Annotated in this window: 12 protein-coding genes; 5 read left to right on the plus strand and 7 right to left on the minus strand. The window is 50.4% G+C overall.

From position 1 onward, the window contains the following. Window positions 1-948, minus strand: a complete 948-nt coding sequence (puuE, locus tag HZS79_RS10980; RefSeq protein WP_162217704.1) for an allantoinase PuuE — start codon at window positions 946-948, stop codon at window positions 1-3. Window positions 949-1,242: 294 nt separating this feature from the next. Between puuE and HZS79_RS10985 the strand changes: the two genes are divergently transcribed. The 3 genes from HZS79_RS10985 to HZS79_RS10995 all read left to right on the plus strand — a co-directional run bounded on the left by HZS79_RS10985 (window position 1,243) and on the right by HZS79_RS10995 (window position 5,055). Further along, window positions 1,243-1,998, plus strand: a complete 756-nt coding sequence (locus HZS79_RS10985; RefSeq protein ID WP_162217703.1) for an aspartate/glutamate racemase family protein — start codon at window positions 1,243-1,245, stop codon at window positions 1,996-1,998. Between the two features lie 155 nt (window positions 1,999-2,153). Beyond that, entirely contained in the window at window positions 2,154-3,524 is a 1,371-nt protein-coding gene (locus tag HZS79_RS10990) for an NCS1 family transporter (RefSeq protein ID WP_162217702.1), read from the plus strand. A 67-nt stretch (window positions 3,525-3,591) separates the two neighbouring features. After that, complete coding sequence (locus HZS79_RS10995) at window positions 3,592-5,055, plus strand: NCS1 family nucleobase:cation symporter-1 (RefSeq protein WP_179927874.1); 1,464 nt, start codon at window positions 3,592-3,594, stop codon at window positions 5,053-5,055. 102 nt (window positions 5,056-5,157) lie between these two features. On the opposite strand, the gene HZS79_RS11000 is transcribed toward HZS79_RS10995, so the two are convergent. Genes HZS79_RS11000 through uraH form a run of 3 tightly spaced genes read right to left on the minus strand, consistent with a single transcriptional unit; the run spans window position 5,158 to window position 7,463 of the window. Beyond that, window positions 5,158-5,874 carry a GntR family transcriptional regulator gene (locus tag HZS79_RS11000; protein ID WP_179927875.1) on the minus strand — a complete coding sequence of 239 codons (717 nt, stop codon included), beginning with the start codon at window positions 5,872-5,874 and terminating at the stop codon, window positions 5,158-5,160. Window positions 5,875-5,898: 24 nt separating this feature from the next. Then, window positions 5,899-7,098 (minus strand): urate hydroxylase PuuD, encoded by a 1,200-nt coding sequence (locus HZS79_RS11005; RefSeq protein ID WP_162217700.1) that lies wholly within the window; start codon window positions 7,096-7,098, stop codon window positions 5,899-5,901. 11 nt (window positions 7,099-7,109) lie between these two features. Then, on the minus strand, window positions 7,110-7,463 hold the full coding sequence (gene uraH, locus HZS79_RS11010) for a hydroxyisourate hydrolase (RefSeq protein WP_162217699.1): 354 nt from the start codon (window positions 7,461-7,463) through the stop codon (window positions 7,110-7,112). A gap of 114 nt (window positions 7,464-7,577) precedes the next feature. Between uraH and uraD the strand changes: the two genes are divergently transcribed. Continuing rightward, a complete protein-coding gene (gene uraD / locus HZS79_RS11015) occupies window positions 7,578-8,117 on the plus strand; it encodes a 2-oxo-4-hydroxy-4-carboxy-5-ureidoimidazoline decarboxylase (RefSeq protein WP_338017224.1) in 540 nt (179 codons plus the stop codon). A 134-nt stretch (window positions 8,118-8,251) separates the two neighbouring features. On the opposite strand, the gene HZS79_RS11020 is transcribed toward uraD, so the two are convergent. From HZS79_RS11020 to HZS79_RS11030, 3 genes are all read right to left on the minus strand, one after another. After that, window positions 8,252-8,605: a phasin family protein gene (locus tag HZS79_RS11020; RefSeq protein WP_162217697.1), complete on the minus strand. Its 354-nt coding sequence runs from the start codon at window positions 8,603-8,605 to the stop codon at window positions 8,252-8,254. 182 nt (window positions 8,606-8,787) lie between these two features. Next, on the minus strand, window positions 8,788-9,474 hold the full coding sequence (locus tag HZS79_RS11025; protein WP_162217696.1) for a glutathione binding-like protein: 687 nt from the start codon (window positions 9,472-9,474) through the stop codon (window positions 8,788-8,790). An 83-nt stretch (window positions 9,475-9,557) separates the two neighbouring features. Further along, window positions 9,558-10,250 (minus strand): glutathione S-transferase N-terminal domain-containing protein, encoded by a 693-nt coding sequence (locus tag HZS79_RS11030; protein WP_162217695.1) that lies wholly within the window; start codon window positions 10,248-10,250, stop codon window positions 9,558-9,560. Window positions 10,251-10,626: 376 nt separating this feature from the next. Between HZS79_RS11030 and HZS79_RS11035 the strand changes: the two genes are divergently transcribed. Continuing rightward, window positions 10,627-12,318, plus strand: a complete 1,692-nt coding sequence (locus tag HZS79_RS11035; RefSeq protein ID WP_162217694.1) for an L-lactate permease — start codon at window positions 10,627-10,629, stop codon at window positions 12,316-12,318. Window positions 12,319-12,474: the final 156 nt, after the last annotated feature.

Here is a 12,474-nt window from a genome sequence, read left to right on the forward strand (position 1 = left end):
TTAGCGGGTTGGAGCGGGATGGTGTTCTGCCCAGTGGCGGGCAATATCCACACGACGGGCCACCCAGACGCGGTCATGAGCCTCGATGTGGTCTAAAAAGCGCTGCAGCGCGCGGAAGCGTCCAGGACGCCCTAACAGCCGGCAGTGCATGCCAATAGAGAGCATTTTGGGCGACTCATCACCCTCAGCGTAAAGCACATCAAAGGCATCACGCAGGTAGGTAAAGAAGTGATCTGCCGTATTAAAGCCTTGCGGGGCAGCAAAGCGCATATCGTTAGTATCGAGGGTATAGGGCACGATAAGATGATTGTGCTCACTACCCTGGCTGTCAGTCACAGAAGTCCAGAACGGCAAATCGTCACCGTAATAGTCGCTGTCGTAAAGGAAGCCGCCTTCATCCAGAATCAGCCGTCGGGTATTTGGGCTATCGCGCCCGGTATACCACCCCTCAGGCTTCTCACCATAAAGGCGCTGGAAGATCTCCATAGCTTTCTGCAAGTGCTCTCGCTCAACATGCTCAGAGACTTCCTGATAATGAATCCAACGATAGCCGTGACAGGCGATTTCGTGCCCCAGCTCTTTAAATGCTTGGGCAACATCCGGATTGCGTTCTAACGCCATTGCCACACCAAATACCGTTAGCGGCAAGTCACGTTTTTCGAACTCACGCAGGATCCGCCAAACGCCAGCTCTGGAACCATACTCATAGATCGATTCCATACTTAAATGGCGATCAGGATAGCTAGCAGCACCAATAATCTCAGACAGAAACTGCTCTGACCCAGCATCACCGTGAAGTACGCAGTTCTCCCCACCCTCTTCGTAGTTCAGCACAAATTGCACAGCAATCTTTGCTTTACCTGGCCAATTAGCGTGAGGCCCCCTGCGGCCATATCCCACCAAATCACGCGGATAAGTACTCGATTGTCGATCAGATGAACTCGTCATTCAGAAGCTCCTTTCATAGATGCAGTGCATTTTATTGATATTAGAAAACCGCAACATAAAAAATAATTGTATACAAGATAGCGGCATTCAGTAACCACTTCAATCTAACGCAGCGTTAATTAGCTGACATAGTTAAATTTTCGCAGTGAAAACATCACTACCTCGCTAAAGCCTGAACAATTGGTCAAGCAACCACCTTACTTTTGACTGCATAAAAGAGCTTGCGGTCTATGTGAAACAACCCTATTTTCGTATACAAGATACCCAAAATTGTTTACCTGAAAGGTGATTGGCGTGCACATACGTATTATTAACCCCAACACGACGGCTTCCATGACGGCCGCTATTCATCAGGCCGCTCAATGCCAGGCAGCAGCATCGACCACCGTTACCGCGACCCAGCCCGATGCTGGACCGGTGTCCATCGAGAGCCATTTTGATGAGGCCATCAGCGCAGTAGGCGTTGCCGAAGAAGTCCTTAAAGGAGAGCGTGAAGGCAATATTGATGCCTACGTGGTGGCCTGCTTTGGCGACCCAGGCTTATTGGCAGCCAGAGAGCTAACCCGCGCGCCCGTCATCGGCATTGCGGAGGCCGCCTTTCACTTAGCCACGCTGGTAAGCACGCGCTTTTCTATTGTGACGACACTGGGACGCACCGGCATTATTGCAGAACACTTACTAGAGCAGTATGGGTTCCGGAATCATTGCCGCCGCATACGTGCCGCTGAAATTCCAGTGCTCGATCTTGAACACCACCCAGATGCCGCCTTTACCCGCATTGTAGAAGAGTGCTGCCGTGCTCGTGATGAGGATGGCATTGGAGCCATCGTCCTAGGGTGCGGCGGGATGGCTAATTTGACTGCAGACATTAGCCGTGAAGTAGGGCTACCCGTTGTCGAGGGTGTTAGCGCCGCGTTAAAGCTCGCGGAATCACTGGTTAGTTTGGGCCTTTATACCAGTAAACACGGTGACCTAGCTTATCCACGCCCGAAGCCGTTTACCGGTAAGTTTTCCGCGCTATCCGACCTTCAACTTCCTACACCAAGGTGATAACCACTTAGCAATGCATTAATCACCCAACCATAAAAACAAACATAGAAAAAACAAGAAATAACAGTGTCGTCAGTACGCCACGCCGCAAGCACCACTTGAGCACTTAACGTGCCCAAGCTACCAATAACATCGATAATCTTGCGAGGACGAATATGAGCAACCCTAACCCTTCTATTGCGTCAGAAGAACCACCAGTTGCAAGCACCGCAACGGGCAGCAAAGCACCAGGCGCTGAAAGCCTAGCCCCCCAAAACACGCGAATTATGGGGCGAACATCCTACTTTTTAGCCTGGTTTGGTGGCTGCGTCTCAATTGGCACCTTCGCCATGGGCTCAAGTGTAGTGGGCACCTTAAACCTACTGCAGGCAACGCTTGCCATTGCAATTGGTTGCTTTGTGATCGGTATTGCGTTGGCGATTAACGGCGCAGCTGGCTACAAGTACGGCATTCCCTTTATGGTGCAAGCACGTAGCGCCTTCGGCTTTACCGGCACCCGTATTCCTGGTCTGGTAAGGGCCGTGCCTGCCGTAGTGTGGTATGGCTTTCAAAGCTGGATTGGCGCGGGCGCACTGAATATGGTGTCTGCCACCTTGTTCGGCTTCGATAACCTAATTTTCTACTTTATTACCTTCCAGTTTTTGCAGATTGGCTTGTCGGTGCTGGGCTTTCAGGGCATTAAGTGGCTTGAGAACATCGGCAGCGTCTTTATTTTGCTTTCGTTGATGTATATGTTCTACGCCACGGTACAACGCTACGGCGATGAGCTGTCGGCTAGCATTTTGACCATGGAAGGCTCTTGGGGCTTGCCGTTCTGGAGTGCCACCATGCTGTTCCTGGGCATCTACAGCACCATGATGCTCAATGTCAGCGATTATTCGCGAGAGCATAAGAAAGGTACCAAACAAAGCCTGTTAACCACCATTTACGCCATGTCGATTTTGCCATGCACGCTGTTTATGGGCCTGATTGGCTATATGGTGTCAGAGGCGACAGGCACAGCAGACCCCATTCAGGTCTTTGCCAACGCCGTGGACAACACGCCACTACTAATGACCACGCTGCTATTTATCGCCTTTGCCCAGGTAACCACCAACGTACTTAACAACGTGGTGCCACCCACCTACATACTGATGGACGTATTCAAACTTAAGTTTCCGATCGCCACCATTATTGTTGGTTTGCTGGCCTTTGCCACCTTCCCTTGGAAACTGGTTCAGCCTGAGTCCGCCGCTGGCCTTCAGCTCTTCGTACAAACGTACTCCGCCTTCCTTGGCCCTATCTTTGCCATTCTCGTGGTGGATTACTACATCATCCGCCGCCGCACGCTTGATATTGGTAAGCTTTACGACGCTACTGGCCCTTATCAAGGGGTCAACAATGCCGCCTTGGTTGCTACAGTGGTGGGCATTGCCGCTGCATTACTATTCTCTTCGATCTCCTGGTACGCCAGTCTGATACCTGCTGGCCTGACCTATTACCTACTGATGAAACATTGGCCTGCCTGCCAGCGGTTTAACCAGTAAATATGCCTCGCACCTGCCTACCGCACTATGTGTGGTAGGTAGGCCTTTCGACAAGAGAGCATTGATAATGAATAAACTACCTAGCAGTGAACTCGATATAAGGCATATTGACCCCACCCTTTACAATGAAGACCTTGCCCCCCTAAAACCCCAAAACCGCAATTGGGGAGCATTTGAAATCTTCAACGTATGGTCGAATGATATTCAAAGCCTATTTGGCTACACCCTGGCGGCGTCACTGTTTCTATCCTATGGCCTAAATGGCTGGGCGGTCATGACCGCAATCATTCTGGCTGGGGTCATTGTCATGTTTCTGGTCAACCTGACGGGTAAACCAAGCGTAAAGTACGGCATCCCGTTTCCCGTTATGGTGCGCGCCAGCATGGGGGTGCGGGGGGCTAACCTTCCAGCGATGTTACGCGCCATTGTCGGCATTTTTTGGTATGGCGTGCAGACCTACTTTGCATCGACGGCTGTGGCGCTGCTCATCACGGCACTCTTTGGGGCAGGCAATGGCAGTACTTTTCTAGGCCTTTCAGGCGTTGCCTGGGTGTCATTTGTTATTGTCTGGTTATTTCAAATCGCAATTTTCTGGCAAGGCATTGAGCGCATCAAACACTTTCTAAACTGGGCAGGACCGCTGGTTTACTTGGTGATGGTCGTACTCATGATCATTGTGTGGTACCAGGCAGGCAGCGAACTACTTCCCGCTGTAGGCACTATCTTTAGCGGCGTCGGAGAGTACAGTGGCAGCAGCCTTGGCGCGTTCCTGGCGGTTGTTGGCACGATGGTGGCCTATTTTGCGGCGGTAGTGATTAACTTTGGTGATTTCACCCGTTTTGTGAAAACAGAGCGCCAAATGAAGCTTGGTAACTTGCTTGGTCTGCCGCTAAACGTCGCGTTTTTCTCCTTTATTGCGCTGATCATCACTGCTGGCACATTAGTGTTGTTTGGAGACGCGCTGACCAACCCCGCTGATATTGTTGAACGCGTTGACTCTCTAGCATTGACCATTGTGGCCGCACTCACGTTCTTTGCCGCTACGGTAGGCATTAACTTGGTGGCTAATTTCATTCCCCCGGCTTATGACCTTGCCAACCTGTTCCCGAGTAAAATCAGCTTTAAGATGGGAGGCTTGATTACCGCGGTGATTGCTTTCTTTGTGGGCGCGCTGTGGATCTCGGTGATTAGCCAAATCGGTGTACCAGGTTTTGTGAACACCCTGGGGGCAATCGTTGCGCCGTTCTACGGTATCATCGTGGTGGACTACTATCTCATTAAGCGCCAGGAGCTCAATATGCAAGAGTTGTTCTCCTCCGCCCCCGGCAGCGCCTACTACTACGTGAAAGGCTGGAATACCCGCGCTCTAATTGCCTTCGGCGGTGCAGCGCTATTCTCGCTCTCTACGGTCGTAGTTCCCGCTCTTGCAAACCTTGATGGCTTCGGATGGCTAATTGGCGCAGGGCTAGGCGGGCTGTTTTACTTTGGCTTAATGCGTCAGTTTAAGGCAATGCCCGCTGCGGCAACTTAAACACTCACACAGCATTTAACACGAGAAAAAGCCCAGGCCTGGAGGCCTGGGCTTTTTTACTTAATTTCTCACCACTAATTCTCCACTACGAAACATGCCTAACTAACCACCAAAAATCTGCTGTAAATCCGGTACATTTTCCTCTTCTTCTACCATAGAGAGCGATGCTTCGATGGCCTTGAGATGGCGACTCATAAATGCTTTCGCCCGTTCGCCATTGCCCGCTTCCAGATAGCCGATCAAATCATCGTGATCGTGGGATTCACAGCCTAAATGGCCGCGATGGCCGTAAACCGCCAGAATCAATGATGAGCGTGAACACAGCCGCTCCACAAACTCAGCGAGCGTTGCGTTACCTGAGAGCTGAGCGAGGCGAACGTGGAAGTCAGCTGACAGGCGAATGGCGACGCTTTGCTGTCCACTGCGCAAGGCTTGACGCTCTTGGCGAGCCATTTCGCGAAGCTCGGCGGCTTCTTTCGCCCCCATACGCCGTGCTACATCAGGCATCAGACCACACTCAATCATCTGCCGAGCGTCGAACACATCTTTTGCCTCTTCAGCCGTGGGCCGTGTAACACTAGCACCGCGGCGAGGCGTCAGCGTTACCAACTGCTCCAACGCCAGACGCTGCAGAATTTTACGGATGCCGGTACGGCTGATACCAAAGACTTCTGATAAAGCATCTTCACGCAGCCGAGCTCCTGGCTTGAGCCGCTGTTCTACAATAGCGTCACTCACCGCGCGATAAATTGCTTCATGACGCTCCTCACCTTCTTTTTCAGAGGGTCGCCGCGTTAACGCCGCCTGCGCATCACTCATAGATTCTCCTGTTTGCGACTTTAATCACTCCTCCCACGCGGCAATGATATCGCGCTCTTCGTTACTCATGTTGGTGATATTACCAAGTGGCATATACCGACTCGCGACGACTTGCTGAATTTGTGCTTTGTGGCCAAGGATCTCTTCCCAGGTATCAAACGCATAACCCGCTGGGGGGGCTGAAAAACCAGCGTGCTCTGGGTGGCGGGCATGGCACTCCGTACAGTGCTGTTCGACGAGACCGGCAACCAGAGCCTGGTCTGGTGCGCTAGCGACATTTGCGCTGCCTGTACTGGGGCTAGGTGCTGCGACCCAAAACGCTAATAGAATAAGCCCTACCCCAATGGCAGGATAGGCGGGTTGCGTCTTTCCAGCATGCATTAATACAAAGAATTGCCTAATAAGGGCGCCTGCAAAAATAAACAGCACCATCACTACCCAAGCAAGCTCGTGAGAATAAATAAACGAGTAGTGATTACTTACCATCAACAATACGACTGGCAGCGTAAAGTAAGTGTTGTGTACAGAGCGCTGCTTACCACGCTTACCATCTAGTGGATTAGGCGCTTCGCCAGCTTTCATAGCTTTTACCATGCGACGCTGGCCGGGAATAATCCAGAAAAAAACGTTTGCCGACATCGCTGTGGCCATTACAGCCCCCGTTAACAAGAAAGCGGCACGTCCAGTAAACATCTGCGTACTGAGGTAAGCAACCACGATCATCATCACGGCAACAGCGATGCTCAACAGTCCATCACGCTCCATATTCGGGCTAACGCGCTTACAGAGTTCGTTATACACCACCCAGCCACCAAGCAAAAAGGCCAAAGCCAGCACGTTGGCTTGCCAGCCTGTCATGCTGGCTGCCCACGCCCAATGACTGTTGGGGTTGACCAGATAAAAACCTGGGTTAGCCATGTAGAGAATAACGAACAGTGCAAAACCCGAAAGCCACGTGGTGTAAGCTTTCCAAAACGACCAGTGCAGGTCATTCGGAAGCTTGGCAGGTGCAGTGGCATACTTCTGATTGTGGTAGAAGCCACCTCCGTGTACGGCCCACATCTCTCCGAAAACGCCTTTTTCACGATCCTCGGCGGCTTTTGGCTTTCTTAAACTATTGTCCAGCATGACAAAATAGATCGACTCACCGATCCAGGCAATGGCCGCGATAACATGCAACCAGCGAAGCAGTAAATTAACAAAATCAATAATATATGCTTGCATAACAGATCCCCTCAGCTACCACGGTAGGTGGAGTAGCTGTAAGGAGACAGCAGCAGCGGCACATGGTAGTGCTGGCTGGCATCCACAACGCCAAAACGCAGAGGAATGATATCTAAAAAGCGTGGTTCATGCGCCTCTATCCCTTGGGCACGCAAGTAGTCTCCCGCGTGAAATACGAGCTCATATTCGCCTACCATAAGCGCATCACCCTCCAAAATAGGTGCATCGCAGCGACCATCGCTGTTAGTGATGACACTACCTAAGTGTTCACGCGTGTCACCTGATAAGCGAAACACATCAATCGTAATTCCCTGGCCAGGCTGTCCTTTAGCAGTATCCAGTACGTGGGTGGTTAACCGTCCCATAGCCACTCCTCAATTATCTTGCTTGTTGGTGTTGTCTAACCTATTGGTCAAAGAGTACCGTTGATGCTATTTATTGTATACAGTAATTCCATCATAGACGCTTTGGAGAGTTTTGTGCCTACTTCATCATTACCTGCTCTTACGCCTGCTCCCAGTACATGCAGCCTTGAAACCTTCGTACTGCATTATGGTGATGTATATGAGCACTCACCCTGGGTGGCGGAAGCCGCATGGAAAAAGGGCTTAACGGACACTCACAACTCACCGGATGCGCTAGCTGAGCTAATGGGGCTTATGCTTCAGCAGGCCGAGCCAGATCTGCAAATCGCTGTTATTCAAGCGCACCCCGATTTAGCCGGTAAAGCAGCGATGGCGGGCGAGCTAACCCAAGACTCTACCAAGGAACAGGCAGGAGCGGGGCTGGATCAATGCACACCTGATGAGTTCGCGCGTTTTGAATACCTGAATGCAGCCTACAAGGAAAAATTCGGATTCCCATTTGTTATTGCGGTTAAAGGGCTTGATCGCCACGCCATTTTGGCAGCATTTGAAGAGCGCCTAAATAACGGCTTAGCTGAGGAAAGAGAAACCGCCATTGAGCAGATTATTCGCATAGCACGTTTCCGGCTAAGAGCACGTGTCGAGCAGCAATAGCTAAGAGTTCCTCACAGCTGTGGTAACAAAAATGCCGCACCAAAGGGCGCGGCATTTCTGAGCGTTGAGTATTGAATGGCCGATTGCTGCGCTTTCGGTTCATCGCTACTCAATGGCTATCAATCAATACGTTACTACTTAACAGTCTCTACCGCTTTTTTGGTGTTTTCTTCAACCATTTTCTGGCTGTCTTGCATAAAGCTTTGGCTGATGGAGGTCACTTTTTCTGAGTCGCCTTTCACACGCTCCATCAGGTTAGTCGCTGCTTTTTGCTGACTCTCCATCGCTTTTTTGAAGCTGTCAGCATCTTTCACGTCTAACCAGGTACGCGCTTGAGCAATCGTCATGTCGGAATAAGCACGAGCTGCATCCATTTGTGCGCCAACCATCTGCTGGTAGTAGTCAAGCGCCGCCAGTGTGTAAGAGCGCATTGGTGATACGATGACTGACTCAAACTGCTGGGTAGTTTTCTCTGCGGCTTTGTTCATTACATAGTCCCCTTGGGGTGAGTTAGCGATTCGACACGCCCTTCTGAGCGGTCAATGACTAGGCTGTTGCCTTTGCTATCTCCAAAGCTAGCAGCGCTTTTTGTGCAGCGCAACATAATTTTTATCTTGTTACACCAATCTTCAAACATAAAATATTCTTAGCTATTAACAAAGCTTAATTATTAGTTGCCAAACAAGTATTTACGAGCCTGGCTATCCATATCACTTCCTGCTTGTGGATTGATATCTTCGATTAAAGAATAAGCTTTGCGAACAGCAGGGCGCTGCGCCACTTCATCAAACCAGCGCTCCAAGTCTGGAAACTCTTCTAACGTTTGGCACTGCTTCTCCCAAGGAACAATCCATGGGTAAATCGCCATATCCGCAATCGAGTAGCGATCACCACCGACGTATTGCTGCTGGGAGAGACGCTGATCTAATACGCTATACAAGCGGTGCGTTTCACGAACATAGCGCCCGATAGCGTATTCAATTTTTTGCGGTGCATACTGACAAAAATGATGGTTCTGTCCCGCCATTGGGCCAAGCCCACCCATTTGCCAATGCAGCCACTGCAATACCACGTAACGCTCGCGCCCCTCGGAAGGTAAAAACTGTCCGCATTTATCAGCCAGATATTCCAAAATAGCGCCCGACTCAAACAGTGACAGTGGCTGACCACCATCTTCAGGGGCATGATCAACAATGGCAGGAATACGATTATTTGGCGCAATAGTAAGGAATTCTGGGTCAAACTGCTCACCGCGCCCGATATTGATAGGCTTTATACGATAAAGAAGCTTTGCCTCTTCAAGCATAATGGAGATTTTGTGGCCGTTAGGAGTTGTCCAGTAATACAGGTCAATCATTGCCATCTCCTCTCACGCAAACGACATAAACCGTTTGCGCAACTAACTGATAGATAAAGGCAGCATAGCAGCTGCCTAGCGTATTATAGATCACGAATAGTGATCGCCTTACCCGCCACCGAGTTATGCACATTCAACATTTGCTTAAACCACTCATCCACTGGGTCATTCGTTTCAACTAATGGCTCAAGGGACACGACATACGCCCACATCATGCTGCCAAACAGCAGATAATCTGCCCCGCTGGGTGCCTCGCCATCCAAAAACGAGCTAGTCCTTAGTTGATCACGCACTGGAGCCAACCGTTGTTTTAGCTGTGAGCGCCCTTCCTCTGGATTGTGTACCTCTTCTAAGCGCATACCAAAACGTGCTTCCCGTGTCTCTCGGAAGTAGTCTCGGTCGCCTGGGTGAATCGCATCCAACAAATCCAGCACTACAATTCGAAAAAGTGCTGGCGTGACGCTACGCTCTATATAGAGTTTAAAGAAGTGCGCTCGCTGGTAGCTGACGCAGTCTCCCAAAACAGGCTTGTCGGGATATGCATCATCCAAGTACCGCATGATCTCGAAGCTGTCGGTAACGACCATGTCACCATCAGTCAAGACAGGTACTTTGTCGTAGTTTGCAAATGCTAGCGCATCTTTTTCCAGAAACCGCCAAGGCACAGTGGTGTAAGGCATACCTTTGTGAGCCAGCGTCATAAGTACGCGCCAGCAATAGGGTGAGAAGCGCAAACGTTCGTCGCGACCACACAGGTCATAGAAAGTTATTGCCATGGTAGCGATCTCCTTTGTTATTAGTGATGGGGCTATCAGTCGACAACAATGGGCGCAAGCCACCGGCGACGCAAGTAATGAGATTAGTAAGGGTGTACTTCCTGCTGAGCGAGTAACTGAGCTGTCTATTAGTCTAATGACTAACCTGCAAATCGTGTCCGCGAAGGAAGTTTAAAAACAAACAAAAACAAAATGTTAAATTAAAAAAACTAACTAAAACGCCTCCTAGGCAGGGCTCTAAAATTGGTCATACCAATTTTCCAATCTAGTTATTCATCCGACCTACTCGTATCTTTCACATTGACCCGACTAGCATTGCCACACCATGTTGGCGTCTGCGGAGACCACCAAATCAATAACAAGGGCCGTTCCTAACATGAATGAAACTACACTTGCACTTCTGGCATTTTTGCCGCTGTTGCTAGCTGGTATTTTACTCATTGGCTTTAAAATACCCGCCAAAATAGCCATGCCAATCGTTTTTCTAACGGCAGCCATTATTGGTCTGACCGCTTGGGATATGTCGTTTAGCCGCGTCGCAGCATCCACAGTTCAAGGTTTGATCCAAACCGCTGGACTTCTATGGATAATCTTCGGCGCCATTTTGCTGCTTAATACGCTTAAGCATTCTGGTGGCATCACGGCTATCCGTAATGGATTTTCAGGTATCAGCCCCGACCGTCGCGTTCAGGCACTTATTGTTGCCTGGCTGTTTGGTTGCTTTATTGAAGGTGCTTCTGGTTTTGGCACCCCAGCCGCGGTTGCCGCCCCGCTGATGGTAGCGCTGGGCTTCCCCGCGTTGGCTGCGGTTGTTGTGGGCATGATGATTCAGTCAACGCCGGTTTCGTTTGGTGCCGTTGGTACACCCGTGGTTGTCGGTGTGGGAAGTGGCCTTGACCGCGCTGGTATTACCGCTCAGTTGGAAGCGAATGGCTCTACTTGGGACATTTTTTTCCAGCAAATCACCAGCGCAGTCGCTATTACCCACGGCATTGTGGGCGTTTTAATGCCTCTGATCCTGGTCTTGATTATGGTGCGCTTTTTTGGTGCTAACCGCTCCTGGAAAGAGGGCCTATCCATCGTCCCCTTCGCGCTCTTTACCGGCGTGTCATTTGTTGTTCCCTACACGCTTGTAGGCGTGTTCTTAGGACCTGAATTCCCGTCAATGATTGGTGCGATGGTCGGCTTGGCTATTGTTGTGCCAGCGGCTCGCAAAGGCTTTTTGTTGCCAAAAGATACGTGGGACTTTCCTGAGTCAAGCTCTTGGCCCGATGAATGGATTGGCAACCTGCAAATCAAGCTGGATGACGTAGTGGGTAAAGCACCGATGTCTACCCTGAAGGGCTGGGTGCCTTACGTATTGTTGGCAATTTTCCTGGTGGCCTCACGTACGGTTGAGCCGCTACGGTCAGCGTTGACCTCAGTAAACCTGAGCTGGGCGAATATCTTTGGTGAAACAGGCGTTAGCGGCAGCTTACAACCTCTGTATCTGCCCGGCGGTATCATTCTGGCAGTTGTCGCAGTGACCTATTTCATTCACAGAATGAACCCTCGCCAAATGAGTGCAGCGGTATCAGAGTCGACTAAAACGATTTTCGGTGCTGGCTTTGTATTGATCTTTACCGTCCCGATGGTACGTATTCTGATCAACTCTGGTGTCAACGGTGCCGATTTGGTTTCGATGCCCGTCATGATGGCTCAAGCAGTGGCGAACGGGGTGGGCGGTGTTTATCCGTTCTTCGCGCCGGCAGTCGGTGCTATGGGTGCCTTTATTGCCGGTTCAAATACGGTTTCCAATCTGATGCTGGCAGAGTTCCAGTTCAGTATTGCGCAAACCCTTGGCCTCTCCACGGCCATGATGGTGGCACTGCAGGCGGTTGGTGCTGCGGCAGGTAATATGATTGCGATTCACAACGTAGTGGCTGCATCCGCGACCGTTGGCCTGCTAGGCCGTGAAGGCACAACAATTCGTAAAACGATTATCCCAACCATCTATTACCTGGTATTCACCGGCATTATTGCAATGGTTGCGTTTTACGTGATGGGCATTACCGATCCATTGATGTAAATAATTAATACTGGGCTGCATACGCTGGGTAGCCCAACGGGCTACCCAGCTATCTATTCACTAAACTATCAGTACTCAGTGATTGATAGCGTTTTGGATAACCCTCTTCTCACCTTATGCAAAAGATTTCCAGCGCTTAGCAAGTTATTTATGGAA

The sequence above is a fragment of the Vreelandella zhaodongensis genome (assembly GCF_013415115.1).
In the GTDB taxonomy this organism is placed as follows: domain Bacteria; phylum Pseudomonadota; class Gammaproteobacteria; order Pseudomonadales; family Halomonadaceae; genus Vreelandella; species Vreelandella zhaodongensis.